24 protein-coding genes are annotated in these 16,316 nt (G+C 50.1%); 4 read left to right on the forward strand and 20 right to left on the reverse strand.

Annotated elements, in window-relative coordinates:
* Positions 1-9 precede the first annotated feature (9 nt).
* From GWC94_RS14520 to GWC94_RS14565, 10 genes are all read right to left on the reverse strand, one after another.
* Positions 10-822, reverse strand: coding sequence for a ThuA domain-containing protein (locus tag GWC94_RS14520; protein WP_161835726.1), 813 nt, complete (start codon positions 820-822; stop codon positions 10-12).
* A gap of 3 nt (positions 823-825) precedes the next feature.
* Positions 826-1,326, reverse strand: coding sequence for a rhodanese-like domain-containing protein (locus GWC94_RS14525; protein ID WP_161835727.1), 501 nt, complete (start codon positions 1,324-1,326; stop codon positions 826-828).
* 177 nt (positions 1,327-1,503) lie between these two features.
* Positions 1,504-2,001, reverse strand: a complete 498-nt coding sequence (locus tag GWC94_RS14530; protein ID WP_161835728.1) for a VOC family protein — start codon at positions 1,999-2,001, stop codon at positions 1,504-1,506.
* A 133-nt stretch (positions 2,002-2,134) separates the two neighbouring features.
* Positions 2,135-2,596 (reverse strand): lipocalin-like domain-containing protein, encoded by a 462-nt coding sequence (locus tag GWC94_RS14535; RefSeq protein WP_161835729.1) that lies wholly within the window; start codon positions 2,594-2,596, stop codon positions 2,135-2,137.
* 23 nt (positions 2,597-2,619) lie between these two features.
* Positions 2,620-3,171: a DNA-3-methyladenine glycosylase I gene (locus GWC94_RS14540; protein ID WP_161835730.1), complete on the reverse strand. Its 552-nt coding sequence runs from the start codon at positions 3,169-3,171 to the stop codon at positions 2,620-2,622.
* 194 nt (positions 3,172-3,365) lie between these two features.
* Positions 3,366-4,187, reverse strand: coding sequence for a class I SAM-dependent methyltransferase (locus GWC94_RS14545; protein WP_161835731.1), 822 nt, complete (start codon positions 4,185-4,187; stop codon positions 3,366-3,368).
* 219 nt (positions 4,188-4,406) lie between these two features.
* Positions 4,407-4,985 carry a YdeI/OmpD-associated family protein gene (locus GWC94_RS14550; RefSeq protein ID WP_161835732.1) on the reverse strand — a complete coding sequence of 193 codons (579 nt, stop codon included), beginning with the start codon at positions 4,983-4,985 and terminating at the stop codon, positions 4,407-4,409.
* A gap of 9 nt (positions 4,986-4,994) precedes the next feature.
* A complete protein-coding gene (locus GWC94_RS14555) occupies positions 4,995-5,378 on the reverse strand; it encodes a DoxX family protein (protein WP_161835733.1) in 384 nt (127 codons plus the stop codon).
* A 5-nt stretch (positions 5,379-5,383) separates the two neighbouring features.
* A complete protein-coding gene (locus tag GWC94_RS14560) occupies positions 5,384-5,848 on the reverse strand; it encodes an SRPBCC domain-containing protein (protein WP_161835734.1) in 465 nt (154 codons plus the stop codon).
* Positions 5,849-5,853: 5 nt separating this feature from the next.
* Entirely contained in the window at positions 5,854-6,177 is a 324-nt protein-coding gene (locus GWC94_RS14565; protein ID WP_161835735.1) for an ArsR/SmtB family transcription factor, read from the reverse strand.
* A gap of 126 nt (positions 6,178-6,303) precedes the next feature.
* Between GWC94_RS14565 and GWC94_RS14570 the strand changes: the two genes are divergently transcribed.
* Both GWC94_RS14570 and GWC94_RS14575 read left to right on the forward strand, forming a co-directional pair.
* Positions 6,304-6,882 (forward strand): Crp/Fnr family transcriptional regulator, encoded by a 579-nt coding sequence (locus GWC94_RS14570; protein WP_161835736.1) that lies wholly within the window; start codon positions 6,304-6,306, stop codon positions 6,880-6,882.
* A gap of 65 nt (positions 6,883-6,947) precedes the next feature.
* A complete protein-coding gene (locus tag GWC94_RS14575) occupies positions 6,948-7,718 on the forward strand; it encodes a sterol desaturase family protein (RefSeq protein WP_161835737.1) in 771 nt (256 codons plus the stop codon).
* A 44-nt stretch (positions 7,719-7,762) separates the two neighbouring features.
* Here GWC94_RS14575 and GWC94_RS14580 read toward each other — a convergent pair whose 3' ends face one another.
* The 10 genes from GWC94_RS14580 to nadA form a co-directional block, all read right to left on the reverse strand.
* The gene (locus tag GWC94_RS14580; RefSeq protein ID WP_161835738.1) at positions 7,763-8,005 is read right to left on the reverse strand and encodes a hypothetical protein; all 243 of its coding nucleotides are present in this window, start codon (positions 8,003-8,005) and stop codon (positions 7,763-7,765) included.
* A gap of 1 nt (position 8,006) precedes the next feature.
* Positions 8,007-8,324: a rhodanese-like domain-containing protein gene (locus GWC94_RS14585; RefSeq protein WP_161835739.1), complete on the reverse strand. Its 318-nt coding sequence runs from the start codon at positions 8,322-8,324 to the stop codon at positions 8,007-8,009.
* A gap of 7 nt (positions 8,325-8,331) precedes the next feature.
* A complete protein-coding gene (locus GWC94_RS14590; RefSeq protein WP_161835740.1) occupies positions 8,332-8,571 on the reverse strand; it encodes a rhodanese-like domain-containing protein in 240 nt (79 codons plus the stop codon).
* Positions 8,561-8,761 (reverse strand): hypothetical protein, encoded by a 201-nt coding sequence (locus GWC94_RS14595; RefSeq protein WP_161835741.1) that lies wholly within the window; start codon positions 8,759-8,761, stop codon positions 8,561-8,563. Before GWC94_RS14595 ends, GWC94_RS14590 begins: the two co-directional genes overlap by 11 nt.
* Positions 8,762-8,767: 6 nt before the next feature.
* Positions 8,768-9,229: an OsmC family protein gene (locus tag GWC94_RS14600; RefSeq protein WP_161835742.1), complete on the reverse strand. Its 462-nt coding sequence runs from the start codon at positions 9,227-9,229 to the stop codon at positions 8,768-8,770.
* A 76-nt stretch (positions 9,230-9,305) separates the two neighbouring features.
* Positions 9,306-9,935: a Crp/Fnr family transcriptional regulator gene (locus GWC94_RS14605; RefSeq protein ID WP_161835743.1), complete on the reverse strand. Its 630-nt coding sequence runs from the start codon at positions 9,933-9,935 to the stop codon at positions 9,306-9,308.
* A gap of 67 nt (positions 9,936-10,002) precedes the next feature.
* Positions 10,003-10,806, reverse strand: coding sequence for an alpha/beta fold hydrolase (locus GWC94_RS14610; protein WP_161835744.1), 804 nt, complete (start codon positions 10,804-10,806; stop codon positions 10,003-10,005).
* Between the two features lie 111 nt (positions 10,807-10,917).
* Positions 10,918-11,571 carry an ATP-binding cassette domain-containing protein gene (locus GWC94_RS14615; RefSeq protein ID WP_161835745.1) on the reverse strand — a complete coding sequence of 218 codons (654 nt, stop codon included), beginning with the start codon at positions 11,569-11,571 and terminating at the stop codon, positions 10,918-10,920.
* A gap of 5 nt (positions 11,572-11,576) precedes the next feature.
* Positions 11,577-11,876, reverse strand: a complete 300-nt coding sequence (locus tag GWC94_RS14620) for a hypothetical protein (RefSeq protein WP_161835746.1) — start codon at positions 11,874-11,876, stop codon at positions 11,577-11,579.
* Positions 11,877-11,971: 95 nt separating this feature from the next.
* Positions 11,972-12,970 carry a quinolinate synthase NadA gene (gene nadA / locus GWC94_RS14625; RefSeq protein ID WP_161835747.1) on the reverse strand — a complete coding sequence of 333 codons (999 nt, stop codon included), beginning with the start codon at positions 12,968-12,970 and terminating at the stop codon, positions 11,972-11,974.
* A 623-nt stretch (positions 12,971-13,593) separates the two neighbouring features.
* On the opposite strand from nadA, the gene GWC94_RS14630 reads away from it, so the two are divergent.
* On the forward strand, positions 13,594-15,684 hold the full coding sequence (locus GWC94_RS14630; protein ID WP_161835748.1) for a peptidylprolyl isomerase: 2,091 nt from the start codon (positions 13,594-13,596) through the stop codon (positions 15,682-15,684).
* A 119-nt stretch (positions 15,685-15,803) separates the two neighbouring features.
* A complete protein-coding gene (locus GWC94_RS14635) occupies positions 15,804-16,310 on the forward strand; it encodes a DUF2480 family protein (RefSeq protein WP_161835749.1) in 507 nt (168 codons plus the stop codon).
* Positions 16,311-16,316 lie beyond the last annotated feature (6 nt).

Here is a 16,316-nt window from a genome sequence, read left to right on the forward strand (position 1 = left end):
GCAGCCGCTTTATTTTTCCTTTCCCAGCCAGAGCAGGGTATTGATGATCAGCCGGTCCTGTTCGGGACTGCTGAACGTGGAGGACAGCGTTTTGTTGGTGCCACCATAGTCCATATCGTTGTGTCCCATATTCATATACAACATGCGGTACTTTGTATTTGTCCATACCACGGGGTAATAACCGCTGCGCCATATCTCGTGCGGCTTTGGACCGGTGCCAAGCGGAAAACTGGTGGAGTCTATCGAGAACAATATCTTGATATCCGGGTTCTTCCGCAGATCGTTCTGCCAGCGATACCATTCGTTGGGCGCTGTCTTAAATGTTTCGGGGATATTTTTTACGGCAGGGTGATTTCGGTCTTCTTTACGAAGTATAGCCGCAGTTGGCCGCCAGGTATTGCTGCCGTACTGACCCGATCCGAGAAATACATTGTGGTACCAGTCCCAATCCTGTTTATACGCCGAAGGCGTTAAGGCAAACCCCGAGAAATGAAAACCGATAAAGCCGCCGCCATTCTCCATATACTCCTGAAACGCCTTACGCTGCGCGGGCAGTTCGGGCCTTGTATCAAGAAAAAGTATTACCCGGTAAGCGGCCAGAAAATCCGCATTCAGCTTTGACCAGTCGTCTGTGGCATCATAGGTAAAATGGTATTGCTTGCCCATTTCGGGAAACCAGGTATTTGCCTCCTGCACAAAACTGATATGCGCCAGGTCCTGTTTGCCGGTATAGAAAGCAATTACCTTAAAGGGTTTTTGTGCAAGCGATACAACCGCTGCGACACAGGCGGCAATCGTGACCAGGGTTTTCCTGCCGTGCATGGTTTATTTTTTACAGGGTCCGTTGAATACACTCATTCCGCCCGACATATTGATCACGGTAAATCCTTTTTGCGTCAGCAGGTAACTTGCCCTCGGGCTGCGGTGACTGTGTGAGCAGAATACGAGTATTTCCTTTTTCCGGTATGCATCAAGTTCGCCGATCCGGGTCTCGAGTTCCTGTATGGGAATATTGATCGCATTGATGAGTGTTCCGTAATCAGGATTGGCTTTGCCGCTGTACTCTTCCCTGGTGCGCACATCGAGCAACACCATATCAGGATGGGTTTTGATATACGCGCATACCATCGATGCCGGCATATTGCGGAACGAGATACCGCTTGCTTTTACCAGTTCCATATGACAGGCACCGCAGTTGCCCGGTTTGCTGTAAACAGTGTTATCGCAGTCCTGTCCGCAGGGCATGCACCGGAACGAATCTGTCTGGAACGATGTGTGCGCAGAAAACAGGCTAAGCAGGAGGGATACAAGCAGGGAGGGCAGCATCGGGTGATTTTCCCTGTAAAATACATTTTCGCCGGTAAAAATGCTACGGTGCCGTCAACAGAATTTTTAGGGCAGCGCTTATTTTGTTGTAACGAAATGCATGCTGTTTCCAACGCTTTTTCAAGCGCAGCGAGGCGAGCTCCTGTTTTGTGTTTTTGCAACCTGATTCCGGCATAATCACTGGTCCGCCGCTTTTTTCAGCGCGGCGATATCGAGTTTTTTCATTTTGAGCATGGCTTCCATCAGTTTTTCAGAAGCCGGCGTGGGGTTTTCGGGTGTCAACTCATTCATGATGGAAGGAACCACCTGCCAGGACAATCCGTATCTGTCTTTCAGCCAGCCGCACTGTTGCGCATTGGGATCTCCGCCCTCGCTGAGCTTGTTCCAGTAATCATCCAGCTCTTCCTGTGTTTCGCACTCAATCACAATGGAAACCGCTTCGTTGAACTGGAAATAAGGACCGCCGTTCAGCGCCATAAAAAACTGCCCCTCAAGTTCAAAATCGATAGTCATTACGCTGCCTTCGGGTCTTTTGTGTATTTCGTACCCCGCTTTTCCAAAATGGGTGGTCTTGTGGATCCGGCCGTTTTTAAAAACGGATAGATAGAAATTCACCGCTTCTTCCGCGTTGCTGTCGAACCAGAGACAGGGATAGACCTTTTTTATTGCTGACATGGGTGTTGGTTTTGGGGAGATACTGCAAAAAGAGTTCCAGGACCGGGTTGGATGGCTGCATGGCTAAATTGTTATATGGTTGATAGCCATATAACAATTTAGCCATGCGCTATTCCCTCAGATTCCAATCCCCCTATTTCCCAACCCGCAGGTACTTCTCAATATTCAGTCTTTCCACGCCTGCCGCCTCCACTTTCTCCACTCCGCGCTGTATCAGCGTGTCTCCTCTGATGGTAACGGTGAAGCTGAAATCATGTCCTTCCCAGTCGCGGGCATTGCAGTATTCGAGGTGTTCGGTGTAGGTGCTGTCTTTCAGCGTATATGCTCCGCCGCCGGCACTGAAGGCAGCGGTTGCGGAGTCTTTTCCTTTGGCAAGATCATGCTGCATAAAGGCAAAATGCGTGGCGTTGATGATCTTGATAAAAGAACGGTCTTGGGTATAGTCAGTAACGGTGGTATCGCCTTTTTCCACCAGGGTGCCGCTGAGTAATTTCCAGGTTCCCTGCAGGGGCAGCTGTGTTGTATCCACCACCCTGGTGTTGCAGGCAAAAAATAAGAGCAGCATCAGAAAGAAAATAACGGGTTTTTTATACATGGCTGGTAATTTTTAGACGTTGATTACCCGGCTTTGATCCATTTGGGTTTTTGCCTGAGTACTTTTTTAAAAACGGGACAGTCTTCTGTATGCGCTCCCGGCAGGAAGCCGGTGCTCAACAGGAACTCATTCACGATCTCGCCGCCGGTAAAACGGAATGTTTTTTTAAACAGCTTTACCCATGCTTCTTTTGTGAGCGGATGATGTGCCGAAAGCCAGTTCTCGAATGAACCATGGGTTTGCTGCAGCTGCAGGATGGTTTTTGCATTCTCGATAGCCGCATTTATTTTAAGTCTGTTGCGTATGATGCCCGCATCGTTCATCAGCCGTTCGCGGTCTTTGTCTGTATACGCCGCAACCTTTTTTACCTCGAAATGATGGTAGGCGCTGCGGAAGCCAGCCTCTTTTTTCAATATCGTTTCCCAGCTAAGACCCGCCTGGTTGATCTCGAGTACCAGGCGACAGAACAGCTCGTTGTCATCGTGTATCGGAAACCCGTAGCGGGTATCGTGGTAGGTTTTGTGCAGCGCTTTGCGCTCTTCATTCATCGAATCGATGGCCCGGCAGTAAGACATGTTATTGTATGGATTGGCAGACTCAGGTTTGTTCTGCGGTGAATTTTCCCGGTTTATTTCCATGCCAGGACCTGGCGTCTGGCGTTTACAGAACAGTAAAAACCCGTGCTTCGCCGGCCATGCATTCGTAACCCGCTTACAAGGTATTTATTTATTTTAATGCGGGGCATTTCATAATGCCAGCAACCAGGGTATCAAATCTCCGGGCGTTGCACGGTAACGCGCAGGTAGGTTGCCGTAATGGCTGTTTTATCGGGCGAGCCGCTTTTGTTTTCGGCCTGGAACAATGTTTCCAGTTCCTGTTGCAGGGCGCTGGCTTTCCCGTTTTTTTCTGCGGCTTCAAAGGCATTCATGGTTGGACCGTAAAATTTCCGGAACGCTTCCACAAATGCCGTGGGAGAATAGGGGGCGTGGAAAGTCCAGGGAGCTCTCTCAAAAGAAATGGCTTCCGCGGGAACGCCTGCCTGTGTAAACCTTTCGATCACATGGGGCTCCATACCCCAGGTCATCGGGCTGATAAAGCCTTCGGGTGGCGGTGGCGTATAGGCGGAGCTGATCCTGAGTATCTGTGCCACCAGTGTTGGATCTCCGGGTATCCAGTTTCCCATGATAACCCTTCCACCGGGTTTGGTTACACGCACCATTTCCCTGGCCACATCAAATGGTTTGGGTGCAAACATGGCGCCGAATATGCTCATGGTGATATCGAAAGCCGCATCGGGCAGGTCTTTGAGATCAGATGCATCGCCCTGCATGAACACACAGTTGTTCAGTCCTTCCTGCAGTACCCTTTTGTTGCCCGCAGCCACCAGGTTATCGGCGATATCAACACCGGTTACGCTGGCCCCGCGTTTGGCGGAAGGAATCGCGGTGGTTCCATCGCCACAGCCCAGGTCAAGCACTTTGTTTCCGGCGCCGATGCCAAGATCGGCTATCAATGCTTCGCCGCTTTCACGCATGGTTTCCGCAATGCGCGTAAAGTCTCCTTTTTCCCATAATGCCTTGTTTGGATTCATAAAGTGTGTTTAGTATTACGGATAATTAGGTACTGCTGGTAGGAAGTGGCCGTGTGCGGGAATACCAAATTACGGAAGCAAAGCAGAAATTCAAACGCCTGAACATTTATTTTACGGCAATTTTACCGGTATACGCTGGGGTAAAAAGATGCGAGCCGGCTTCGCCCACAGAAAAATCTGTTGGTAACGAAGGTGTTGATCAACATTTGGCTGCCGGTATCAGTCATGCAACCCTTTACCGGCCAGGATCTGCGGTGTGTATTTCGCTACGCGCGATTCTCTTGTAACGGATTGTTTGGGTGCGGCAAAATACAGGAGGTAGGCCCGCTGCCTGCCGGGTGTTAACGCATGGAATGCTTTTTTCAGCGCTGCATTTTTCGTCAGCACCTGCTGGAATTCTGCAGGTGCTGGAAATTCTTTTGTTTTCTTCAGCGCCACTTTCAAACCCGCTTTCTCCACCTCGATCGCTTCGTATACATAGGCTTTCAGCACCCGCTCCAGTTTTGCGATCTCTTTGAGACCGGTAAAACGGATCTGTCTTGATGACTGCACATTCTCTGTCTGCTGCACCAGTATGCCGTTTGCATCCTGCAGCAGGGCGCCCTTGAAAAAAAGCAGCGCACAGTAGTCTTTAAAACCGTGTATCAGCACCAGGTTTTTCTGCTGCAGGGTATAACAGGGACAACCCCATTTCAATTCTTCTGTAAGGCCGCAGTCGAGCAGGATCTCTCTGAGCTTTTCGTATTCTTTCTGCCAGCTCTTTGCTTTTGCAAAAAAGAAATCAACTTTCGGGTTCATATAGTCCGTTTATGCGTTCGGGGAAACCGTTTTCCGTGAAGCGGGTCTGAAATACCGGGACACCACCGTCAGCAGCAATAATAATACCGGTCCGAAAAGTTCGCTGACTTTGTCGCCAACAGCCAGATGGGAAACAATGGCGCCCGACATAGCAAAGAAAAAACCGGCGTAAGCCCATTCTTTCCAAACGGGATATTTCGGCACCAGCACCGCAATCACGCCAAGTATTTTCCACACACCGATTACTGTCAGAAAATAGTCGGGGTAACCCAGCCGCGCCATCAGCTCGGTTTCTTCTTTTGTTTTCAGTAACTGTACGATGCCGGTTGAAAGCATGCCCAGCGAAAGCCAGAGCGTGGCGATCCAGTAAATGATCCTGTTTCTTTTTGTCATAGCGGTTATTTTGGTTTGCTGAAAATTTCCTGTATCCGGTTATGGGCCATCTGTATCCCCTGCGCAAAGGGCAGCTGCAGCAGGCGGTCTCTCTGTTCAACAGACCTGTATACCGGCTGCATGGTGAGCCGGCTGGTATCCCCGTCAAGACTTTCAAACTCGAGGTATTCGATCCAGGGACTGAACGGCGTGTTCTCCATCTCAAATGTCCGGGTAATTTTCCGGTTGGTTTCAAATTCATGGATCACGCCGTTGAAGCCGTGTTTGTTTCCTTTGGGGTCCGTTGTTTCAAAACGCCAGCTTCCGTGCACCCTGTTGTCAAGTGTCAGCACCCGTGTTCCCATCCATTGCGCCACAATCTCCGGGTCGGTATAGGCGGTAAAAAGAAGCGGCAACGGCAGCGCAAAATCCCTGGTGATCAGCAGCTCCTGTTTTCCGTCTTCGGCATGTATCCTGGTTTTCTGTTCCATAACGGTTATTTTCTGGCTTTGTATTTTTTCATGATGGATTCCAGTTTGTTAAAGCGGTGCTCCCAGATCATCCGGAAGGGTTCAATGAACTCTGCCACTTCCTTCATTTTTTTGGCGTTGATATGGTAATACATTTCTCTTCCCTGCTGCTGCTGCCCCAGTAATTCGCATTCCGTCAGTATCTGCAGGTGTCTGGAAACCGTGGGTCTTGCCGTATCAAAATTGGCGGCTATGGCTCCCGCTGTCATTGCCTGCGATGCCACCAGCAGCAGGATCGCCCTTCGTGTGGGATCCGCTATCGCCTGGAATGCATCTCTCCGTAAATTCATTATGTAGCTATTTGACGACAAATATATGTGTAGCTAAATAGCTACGCAAATTTTTTTTTCCGATTGGGTACTGCTGCGGGTTAACCGAACACTGCTGCATAGTGCTACCTTTAGGCAAACCCTGTTATGTACGAACAGCTTACCCGTTTTATCCGGTCGCGTATCTCTGTCAGCAGCGACGAGCTGGAGCGGGCCCTTGCGTACAGCCGGTTCCAGACATATAAAAAGGGGGACTGCCTGCTGCGCGTTGGCGAATATTGCCGGTTCGTGGCTTTTTTAACCAGGGGACTGATCGTGGCCACCATACCCGATGAGGACGGCCATGAGCGGGCCAGCGGATTTATTTACGAGAACTGTTTTTTTACCTATACCGAAGGCTTGTCGGTTAACCAGCCATCGCATAAGAACCTGGTTGCGCTGGAAGACTGTGAAACACTGATGCTCGATAAAGAAAAACTGCGCATTCTTTTCAGGGAGCAGCCAAAATTTGAATCGCTGCTTACACAATTGCTGGCCGATGAGGTACGGTCGCTGTTGCTGCACCAGCAGGCCACCAAATCGCGCTCGCTGGAAGAACGGTACCTCGATCTGGAGAACCGTTTTCCCAACGCTTTTCAACGGATACCGCAGAAATACCTGGCAGATTACCTGGGCATAGAAGCCCCGAGTCTGAGTCGCCTGCGGAAAAGACTGGCAGGTAAATAAGAAATTAACCGGGGTTAAGCAGACACGCTGCGCCGCAAAATAGTTTTGTGCGGTAAAACCCGCTTATGGATCTGAAAACATTCGTATACCTGCTGCTCGACAATGCCGGCAGGTATTTTTTTGTGGCCGCGCCCGTTTTCTTTCTTTTTTATGTACTGCTGAGAAAACGCATTGCCGGAAAAAAGATACAGCTCCGTTTTCCCGGGCTCTCGGATTATGCCCGGGAGATCCTGTATTCCACTTTGTCCATCATCATTTTTTCCATTCCGCCGCTGCTGATGTTGTACAGCCCGGTTATACGTCCTTATACCCGGTTTTATACCGATATCAATGAATATGGATGGACATACCTGGTAGCGGCGTTTCCCCTGCTGTTCCTGCTGCACGACACTTATTTTTACTGGACGCACAGGCTGATACACCACCCGCTGCTGTTTCGCCGGGTACACCTGGTGCACCACCGGTCAACCAATCCTTCGCCATGGGCCGCTTATGCTTTTTCGCCGTCGGAAGCACTGCTGAATTCACTGATCTTTGTTGTTTTTCTCCTGGCCATTCCTGTTCACAGCATTCACCTGATGGTGTTCTTTGTGGTGAGCCTGGTTTATAATGTGTACGGTCATCTTGGCTTTGAATTATACCCAAAGGGATTTAACCGGCACTGGCTGGGCAGGTGGATCAATACTTCGGTAAGCCATAACCAGCACCACCGGCATTTCAGGGGTAATTACGGTTTGTATTTTACTTTCTGGGACAGGCTGATGGGTACGCTGCGGACCGATTACGATGCCGCTTTCGATAACCTGAAGAGCAGGAGCAGGGAGCCGGCGGGCTGAGTGGATTTTTGGGCACGCGCATACCGTTTGTCGTACCGGCTTTATCAACTGTTCTGTTCTTCCGGCTGCTCAGGCGTGGCATCTGTTTTTGTGGGAACGCTGCAGGATCCGTTGAAACAGTTTCCTGCCGCGCAGCCGAATGCGAACAGCCCCATGGCCGCAAAATACCCGCCGATCAGCAGACCGGCCCATTCGCGTATGGCGATAGACTGTCCGATCACCGCGATGCCGATCAGCAGGTACAGCACCCGCTGAAAATTCCATCCGTAGCGTATCCTGTTTTTCATATCAGGAAATTTTGTTTTGCAGTCCGATCCATCCGCCGCCGTTATGCACTTCGCTAAACCCCTGCGAGCGCAGTATGGATTTTGCGGAGGCGCTGCGCATACCCGATGCGCAGCAGGTGATCACCGGTTTGTCTTTGCTGATCCTGGAAAGGGACGCGCCGAGTTCCTGCAGGGGAATGTTCACCGATCCGGCAATATGTCCTGTATGGTATTCCGGTTTTGTTCTCACGTCAATGATCTGTGCGCCATTTGCCACCAGTTCTTTAAAGGGCACTGCGGGACGGCCGATGCCGAATAGGTTTTTTAATTGTTGCAGCATGTACTTTTTATTTTTTGTTTATTAACAGGTCCACATCAAACCAGCTGCCGCCGTTCCGGAGTAAAGAAGCTGCCTGACCGCTGCGGATACCGCTGGCACAGCATAACAGGATGGGCTGTGGCAGCCCCTGTATTTCGCTGCTGCGTTGCGACAATTCGGCGAGTGGAATATTGATGCTTCCTGTTACGCAACCGGTCGCATATTCGGCGGGGGTGCGTACGTCGATGACCGTAGGGTTATTGTTCATGGTTCTCCCTTTTTTGTTTTTTTGAAAAAATACCGGTTGCCAAAGCGCCCAATACACCACCATAAGCCATACTGCTCAGCGGGTTGGAAGTAATAAGACAGGTGCCGGTGGCACAACCGACAAAATAATAATACGCGTAGCCTGCGAGGATACCGATGGCTGCGCCCAGTAACCATTTGTACTTTATCATTGTTGATCAGTTGTGTGCCGCGGCTGTTTGTAATTGGTTGCTGAAAATTTCCCTGCCGTTATACACGATCTGCCAGGTAACGGGGATGATCTTTTTGAGCATATGGCTCACGCCGCAGATCTTTTCCTGCGACAGCATCACCGCGTCGAATGCCGCCGACTGATGGGCTGCCGCGCCTTTCATTTCGTAAACGATATGGGCCGATATATATTCTATCGGGGGCTGTCTGCTGATTTCGCCGGAGACTTTCAGGTTCAGGTCATCCAGCTGTATGCCCTGTTTGCGAAGCAGCGCAATCACATCCATACCTGTGCAGCCCGATAATGCGGTAAGCACAAAAGGTTTGGGAATAGGACCCTGGTCCTCTCCGCCCACGCGTTCGGGTGCGTCCATGATGATGGTATGACCATTGACAAGTGCGTTGAACTGCATTTTACCCATCCACTGGGTTTCTATTTCATGTTTCATGTATACCGGTTTACCGTGTAGCGATGTTTTACACTGCAAAATTCAGTTAATGAAACTTACCGTTTGGTGACTTTGGTCACAAATCGCCTATGATTTTCAGCTGGTGGCGGTAGAGCAGGAGTTTTTTGTCGTTTTCCAGCTTTTTCAGCAGGCGGGAGATCACTTCTCTGGAAGAAGCCATTTCTGCGGCGATCTCTTCGTGTGAGAGGTTGATCAGCGCCGAACCGGTTGCCTTTGATTTTTCTTTCAGGTAACGGGCAAGACGCTCATCCAGTTTCTGAAATGCCAGCTGGTCTATCGCTTTCAGCAGTTCATTGAATCGGTTGCGGATGGTTCTCATCACAAAGCTTTTCCAGGTGGGGTATTTCGATATCCATTGATCCATCAGCGATATCGGAACGGCGATATACTCCGCATCCGTTTCGGCCGTGGCTTTGATCTCGCTCGGGTATTGCTGCATACAGCAGGTAAAGGTCATGGCGCAGCTTTCGTTGGCGTTAACGTAATACAGCAGCAGTTCCTTACCCGTATCATCCAGCCGCGATATTTTGAGTGTACCGCTGACCAGTAACGGCACAACCCGTATTGTCTGCCCGATATCGAGCACCGTATCGCCTTCCTTTACCGATAGGTTCACCGCTTTTGCTTCGATCTCGGCAAGCAGGCCCGGTTCAAATGACTGGGCGAAGGTTTCCGGTAAATCCATGGCATGAAGGTAAGGCATATCGCAGCGTCAACCGGCTGGTGCCGGCAGCGGTTATTGCATAAGTCCGCTATTGATCCGTCGGCTCACTGAGAAACCGGTTGATCAGTAAAACAATTGCGGCAACCAGGGTGCTGTTCTGCGGTGTGGTGATTTCGCCGATATAGTCACCATGCCCGCCCGGTATTATCGCCAGCCTGGACCCCTTGATGAGCCTGTGCATTTCGGTGGCATGTTCGGGAGTGGTAACATCCCTGTCGCCAATGATGATAAAAGCAGGGGCTTTGATGGATCGCAGCTGTTCGTCGGGAATATCGGGAAATGACTGCATGCGGGCCACGTCGCGCTCATACATACGGCGAAGCGCCTGGGTATCGGGCCGTATCTTTAAAAATTCGTCTTTGTAAACCTGGGGCATGCCCTCAAAGGTTGGCTTCGACATCATTTCCCAGAACCAGGCCGGCGCACCCGCTTTTTTTGAAAAGGTAGAGGCAACAATGATCCTGTCCGTCATCTCCGGATGCCTGATAGCAAACTCCAGGGTGGTGCTTGCCCCATTGCTGAAACCAAACAGACTGGCTTTTTCCACGCGGAGGTATGTCAGCAAGGCGGCGATATCGTCGGCATCCTGCTGAAAGCTCAGGGGCCTGTCGATATCTGCGGTGTGACCATGGGCCTGCATCTCAACGGCGATCACTTTATGGGATGCCGCCAATGCCTGCACTACCCGGCCAAAGCTGGTTTGTAGGGTAGAACCACCGCCATGGATCAGCACCAGGGGTTTACCCGCTCCATGGATCTCGTAATACATTTTCAGACCGTTTACCGGCGCATAGCCGCTGGTGCCGGCGGGCGGCGATGTTTGCTGCTGCATAGGGTTACCGGAAAGTTGACAACCTGAAATTATCGAAGCCGTGAATAACAGCCAAACGACTGTTGTTTTCCTTGTATGGCGGATGCTGTTTAACATGAACAGGCGGCTGGTTTATGATTTTGCGTAACCGTAAGTCTCTATATCCGAAAGATCCCTGACCGGCCGCGTTGTTCCGTTTACCAGCAGGTACAGGTTATCGCAGATATCCAGCACGGGGCGGTACATATGATCGGTGACAATAATCCCCTTGTTGCGTTTTTCCTCTGATAACAATTCCTTTGCCTTTTCGGTCTGCAGCGGGCTCAGGTGGGTAAAGGGTTCATCCAGCATAACAAAATCCGAGCTGGATTTGGCGATGGCGTACAGTTCAACCAGCCGGATCCCCCCTCCCGGAAGACTTGCCAACGAGGCCGTATATTTTGACGCAAACTCAGGGAACCTGCCGGTAAACGCCGCAAAGTCCAGCTCAAAATCTTCGAAAATCCTTTTTAACGTTAGTGTTTGTGGAATGAAGTTGAACTGCGGCAGGTAACGCAGCCGGTGCGGTATGCTGAAAGCCTGCGGCAAGGATTGGTTATTTATGCGAACCGATTTTTCGCAGGACAGGTTCCCGTAAATAATTTTCATCAGGCAGGATTTTCCTTCTCCGTTCCTGCCCAGCAGACCGGTTATTTTTCCTGTCTCGGATCTGATATAAATATCGGACAGGATCTTCCTGTCACCAAATGCCAGTTGTATACCGTCTGCTTCCAGTGTATGGGTCATTTGAATCAGCGGATCTGGGTGATGAGAAAAAGAAACAGCATAAAATCAAAGCACAGCGTTACTGTCCATAACAAAACCCTGGAAACACCCAGGTTACGGTAGTAGTAATATTCCTTGCTTTTATAGCCGTTGATGAAGTAGTACGTAATGGCGAGGGTTGTTATTTTGAGCCAGAAAATGCCGATAAAAACGCTGAAACCGTATGCCCGGAAAATAAACAGGCAGCAGGCGGTCATAAGCAGCGACAGCAGCAGGAAGCTTTTGTAGAAAGTCCAGATAAGCCGTATGGTTCTGACCGTTTTCATTTGTGTATAACCTATACCACCAGGGTATTCTGCGGGAACTACTGTTGAAAGCGTGGGTGTTTTATGAACCGAAACAGCTTTGGCACCTCAGTCACTTACCCGATCAAGCCTGCCGCCTTGCTGATCTCCAGCATCCTGTCCATGGGTTTCTTGGCGGCCAGGCGAAGCGGCTCATCCATCGTGATCTCCGGTGTTTCGTACTGCATACACAGGTAAAGCTTCTCCAGCGTATTCCGTTTCATATGCGGGCAGTCGTTACAGGCGCAGCTATTATCGGGCGGAGCGGGAATAAAGGTCTTACCCGGACTTCGCTGCTGCATCTGGTGAAGAATGCCGGTTTCTGTGGCCACAATATATTCATTATGGCTGTCGGTTTCGGAGAATTTCAATAACTGGGTGGTGCTGCCGATATAATCTGCCACGGCAAGCACCGGGTCTTCGCATTCGGGGTGAGCGATCAGCCTGGCGTTGGGGTGGCGCATTTTCAGTTTGGTGATCTTTTCCAGGCTGAATATCTCATGGACCATACAGGAGCCATTCCATAACAGCATATCCCGACCCGTTTTCTTATTGATCCAGGCGCCCAGGTTCTTATCGGGTGCAAAAATGATGGGCTGGTCGGGCGGAATACTCTCGATGATCTTCACCGCATTGCTGCTGGTACAGATGATATCGCTCAATGCCTTTATTTCGGCCGTACAGTTGATATACGAGACTACGATATGGTTTGGGTGCTTTTCCTTAAACAGCCTGAATAAGGGCGCAGGAGCGCTGTCTGCAAGCGAACAACCGGCCTTCAGGTCGGGCAGCAGCACTTTTTTGGTGGGATTGAGGATTTTGGCCGTTTCCGCCATAAAATGCACCCCGGCAAATACGATCCTGTCGGCATCGGTCTCTTTGGCTTTCTGGGCAAGACCCAGGCTGTCGCCAATATAGTCCGCCACATCCTGTATATCGGGTTCCTGGTAAAAATGGGCGAGGATGACGGCGTTCTTTTCTTTTTTCAGCCTGTCGATCTCCGCAAACAGATCCAGGTGTGGGTCTATCACGGCATCGTAAAACCCTTTTTCCAAAACCATCTCCTGTGTGTTCATAATTGCCGTATTAATAATTAATAATTCTTTTATTTATAAAATACCTATTACTATTAGGGCTGTGGATATCCGGATAACTTTCTTATCCCCAATAGGCAAAGGTAAACTGTTGTTGTTTATGCAAGCTTATTAACAGGTATATCCACAGCGTAAATGCAGTATTGACGGAGAAATTGCTGTTTTTTTAACATATGTGGATGATGCAATACACAACAGGGGTTCTGAAGTATCCCCAATCGTCCAACTGTGTATTAACAGGGATAATTGGCAAGTGAACTTTGGCCGGACGGCTGCGGGTGCACCCGCAGGGGTATTTTATTCGACCCGTGTCCCCAACAGGCCGGGTCGTTTAGCGGGTTTATACACATAAAAGACGGCCTATCCACACCCGGGTGTGAACAGTGAAAAAACAGGCTGGTTTGCCGGCAGGAAAAGCACGGGCTGTTTTCCGGGAAAGAAAGAAAAATGTTGTACCAGACTGGAATCCGGCGGGGGTCGGGTTGTCTAAAACCCTTGTATTTATTGCCTTTTTAAGGGTTATCCACAATTTGTTCTGACGCTTTATTCCCCTATTTTTGCTACCCCATAAAACAGGGGGCAACTAAACCTACAATTGAACTGTTATGTCTGTAATTCAGAGTATTCGTGACAAAGGGGCGTGGATCATCTTTGGCATTATTGCGTTGGCATTGATCGCTTTTATCCTGCAGGATGGTGTGGGTCGTGGCCGTGGCGCCGCGTTTTCCACTGCGAGCGTTATCGGTAAAGTAAATGGAGAGAAGATACTGCGCGGCGAGTTTGAAGAAAAACTGCAGATGCAGGAACGTATGTATGCCGGCCAGGGTGCCACCCGCGAACAGCTGGTTGCTTCCGTGTGGAACCAGGAAGTGGAAAAAGCGGTTTTGTCGCAGCAATACGAGAAACTGGGATTGCAGGTTACACCGAAAGAGCTGGGCGATATATTATATGGCCCGAATTCGCCGCTTCGCCAGGAATTTACCGATCCTAAAACCGGTGAGTTCATGGTAAACAACGCCAGACAGGCGATCGCCCAATTGAAAAAAAGCACCAACAGCGAGCAGCTCAAAGCCATCAACGCCGCATATATCGAGCCCAGCATCCAGAAAGCGCTTCGCGAAAAATACCAGAACCTGCTGATCCAGGGCAATTATCTTCCCAAATGGATGTTGTCCAAACTGGAGGCGGACAATAATACAATGGGTTCTTTCTCTTATGTATTTGTGCCTTACCAGACCGTTGGTGACAGTACCGTAAAAGTGTCTGATGACGAGATCAACACCTATGTGAGCAAGCACAGCAAGCAGTTTAAAAAGGCGGAAGAAACACGTAATATCTCTTATGTAACTTTCAGCTCGGCGCCCAGCGCTGCCGATTCTGCAGCGGTATTGAACCAGGTACGTTCGGTAAAAAGCGGTTTTGAAGCTACCACAGATGCCGAAGCATTTCTTACGAAGGAAGGCTCTGAGCTTCCGTTCTACAATGGCTTCTTCAGCAAGAGCCGCATGCAGCAGGCTAACAAGGACACACTGGTAAAAATACCGGTAGGTCAGGTGTACGGCCCTTATTTCGACGGCGGCAGTTATGTGCTGGCGAAAATGATCGCTGCCAAGCAATGGCCCGACAGCGCAAAAGTTCGTCATATACTTATCGGTACCATAAACCCGCAGACCAACCAACCGATCAGGGAAGACAGTGTGGCGAGGAAACTTGCCGACAGTATCCAGACGGCCATCGCCAGAGGTGCAAACTTTGATTCGCTGGCCGCCAAATATTCTGACGACGGCAACAAAGACAAAGGCGGTGTGTACGATTATTTCCCGCAGGGACAGATGGTGGCGCCGTTTAATGATTTTTCATTCGATAAACCGGTGGGATCAAAAGGGGTGGTGAAAACCGATTTTGGCTATCATTATACCGAGGTGCTGGGACAAAAGAACGTAGGTCCTGTGTACAAGATCGCGTATTATGCAAAAACGATCAGCCCCAGCGCCGAAACCATTTCTGCGGCAAACAATGCAGCGGCACAGTTCTCGGCTGCTTCAAAAAATGCAAAAGATTTTAACGCCAATGCGCTCAAGGCCGGTAAATCCATCATTCCCGGAAACGAGTTAAAGCAGAACGATGCGATGCTGCCCGGACTGGGTATGAACCGCGCCCTTATACGCTGGGTATTCGAAGGCGGTGTGGGTGATGTATCGGAGCCGATGGAAGTGGGCGACCAGTATGTTGTGGCAATCGTTACCGCTGTGCATAAAGCCGGCCTGGCTTCTGCAGCCGAGGCAAGACCGATGGTTGAGCCCATTCTTCGCAACGAGAAAAAAGCAAAGATCATCATCGAAAGCAAGTTCAAAGGCAATACGCTGGAGGCTTTTGCCACAAGCAGCGGCAGCCTGGTGCAGCGTATGGACAGCCTGTCTTTCTCAGCGCCATTCCTGACGGGTATCGGAAGCGAACCCAAAGTGGCAGGCGCCGTGTTTAACAAGAGCCTGGTGAACAAAGCCAGCAGCCCCATCGCGGGTAACAACGGTGTGTTTGCGATCAGGACCGAAACGGTGGGTGCAAAAGCATCCGGTATGGACCCTGAATCATTCAGGCAGAACCTGTTGCAGGGTACCAGGATGATTTCTTACCGCGGTCTGGAGGCTTTGCGCAGGGCAGCGGATATCAAAGACAACAGAGCGAAATATTATTAATAACGGTACAACCGGCAGAAAGTCCGCTCCGAAAGAGCGGACTTTTTTATGCCTATATTTTACGCAAACCGAAAATCGGGCTTCATGGCTATTCAGTAATTTTGCCGTAAAGCGTAGTTATGGCAGAACTTATCTTGAACAAGGTGGCGGAAAGCGGGTTGATCAGTTTTGACCTGGAAGCATATTATCCCAAACAGCCGGTCAAGGTATTTGACCTGAAGGATTTTCTTTTTATGGGACTGATATTGAAGGAAAAGGATTTCCGGGCGGCGCTGCAGACTTTCGACTGGGAACAGTACAAAGACGCGAATGTTGCCATTACCTGTTCTGCCGATGCGGTGATACCCATGTGGGCCTATATGCTGGTGGCCAGCTACCTGCAGCCCCTGGCCGCGAATGTGGTGTTCGGTGATGAGAGAAAACTGATCGATACATTATTGCTGAAGAACCTGGAATCGGTAAAAGGAGAAGAGTACGCCGATAAGCGGGTGGTGGTAAAAGGCTGCGGTGAAGTATCGATACCCGAGTCCGCTTTTGTGGAAATTACCAATAAACTGCGCCCCTTCGCAAAAAGCATCATGTACGGCGAGCCCTGCAGCACGGTGCCGATCTTCAAGAAGAAATGATGCGGC

Origin of the sequence: Sediminibacterium soli, assembly GCF_009939225.1 — a bacterium.
Classification (GTDB): domain Bacteria; phylum Bacteroidota; class Bacteroidia; order Chitinophagales; family Chitinophagaceae; genus Sediminibacterium; species Sediminibacterium soli.

Excerpts from the sequence above, each read along its gene's own strand:
- GWC94_RS14520 (WP_161835726.1), bottom strand. The coding sequence starts at position 822 with ATGCACGGCAGGAAAACCCTGGTCACGATTGCCGCCTGTGTCGCAGCG.
- GWC94_RS14525 (WP_161835727.1), bottom strand. The coding sequence starts at position 1,326 with ATGCTGCCCTCCCTGCTTGTATCCCTCCTGCTTAGCCTGTTTTCTGCG.
- GWC94_RS14530 (WP_161835728.1), bottom strand. The coding sequence starts at position 2,001 with ATGTCAGCAATAAAAAAGGTCTATCCCTGTCTCTGGTTCGACAGCAAC.
- GWC94_RS14535 (WP_161835729.1), bottom strand. The coding sequence starts at position 2,596 with ATGTATAAAAAACCCGTTATTTTCTTTCTGATGCTGCTCTTATTTTTT.
- GWC94_RS14540 (WP_161835730.1), bottom strand. The coding sequence starts at position 3,171 with ATGTCTTACTGCCGGGCCATCGATTCGATGAATGAAGAGCGCAAAGCG.
- GWC94_RS14545 (WP_161835731.1), bottom strand. The coding sequence starts at position 4,187 with ATGAATCCAAACAAGGCATTATGGGAAAAAGGAGACTTTACGCGCATT.
- GWC94_RS14550 (WP_161835732.1), bottom strand. The coding sequence starts at position 4,985 with ATGAACCCGAAAGTTGATTTCTTTTTTGCAAAAGCAAAGAGCTGGCAG.
- GWC94_RS14555 (WP_161835733.1), bottom strand. The coding sequence starts at position 5,378 with ATGACAAAAAGAAACAGGATCATTTACTGGATCGCCACGCTCTGGCTT.
- GWC94_RS14560 (WP_161835734.1), bottom strand. The coding sequence starts at position 5,848 with ATGGAACAGAAAACCAGGATACATGCCGAAGACGGAAAACAGGAGCTG.
- GWC94_RS14565 (WP_161835735.1), bottom strand. The coding sequence starts at position 6,177 with ATGAATTTACGGAGAGATGCATTCCAGGCGATAGCGGATCCCACACGA.
- GWC94_RS14570 (WP_161835736.1), top strand. The coding sequence starts at position 6,304 with ATGTACGAACAGCTTACCCGTTTTATCCGGTCGCGTATCTCTGTCAGC.
- GWC94_RS14575 (WP_161835737.1), top strand. The coding sequence starts at position 6,948 with ATGGATCTGAAAACATTCGTATACCTGCTGCTCGACAATGCCGGCAGG.
- GWC94_RS14580 (WP_161835738.1), bottom strand. The coding sequence starts at position 8,005 with ATGAAAAACAGGATACGCTACGGATGGAATTTTCAGCGGGTGCTGTAC.
- GWC94_RS14585 (WP_161835739.1), bottom strand. The coding sequence starts at position 8,324 with ATGCTGCAACAATTAAAAAACCTATTCGGCATCGGCCGTCCCGCAGTG.
- GWC94_RS14590 (WP_161835740.1), bottom strand. The coding sequence starts at position 8,571 with ATGAACAATAACCCTACGGTCATCGACGTACGCACCCCCGCCGAATAT.
- GWC94_RS14595 (WP_161835741.1), bottom strand. The coding sequence starts at position 8,761 with ATGATAAAGTACAAATGGTTACTGGGCGCAGCCATCGGTATCCTCGCA.
- GWC94_RS14600 (WP_161835742.1), bottom strand. The coding sequence starts at position 9,229 with ATGAAACATGAAATAGAAACCCAGTGGATGGGTAAAATGCAGTTCAAC.
- GWC94_RS14605 (WP_161835743.1), bottom strand. The coding sequence starts at position 9,935 with ATGGATTTACCGGAAACCTTCGCCCAGTCATTTGAACCGGGCCTGCTT.
- GWC94_RS14610 (WP_161835744.1), bottom strand. The coding sequence starts at position 10,806 with ATGCAGCAGCAAACATCGCCGCCCGCCGGCACCAGCGGCTATGCGCCG.
- GWC94_RS14615 (WP_161835745.1), bottom strand. The coding sequence starts at position 11,571 with ATGACCCATACACTGGAAGCAGACGGTATACAACTGGCATTTGGTGAC.
- GWC94_RS14620 (WP_161835746.1), bottom strand. The coding sequence starts at position 11,876 with ATGAAAACGGTCAGAACCATACGGCTTATCTGGACTTTCTACAAAAGC.
- nadA (WP_161835747.1), bottom strand. The coding sequence starts at position 12,970 with ATGAACACACAGGAGATGGTTTTGGAAAAAGGGTTTTACGATGCCGTG.
- GWC94_RS14630 (WP_161835748.1), top strand. The coding sequence starts at position 13,594 with ATGTCTGTAATTCAGAGTATTCGTGACAAAGGGGCGTGGATCATCTTT.
- GWC94_RS14635 (WP_161835749.1), top strand. The coding sequence starts at position 15,804 with ATGGCAGAACTTATCTTGAACAAGGTGGCGGAAAGCGGGTTGATCAGT.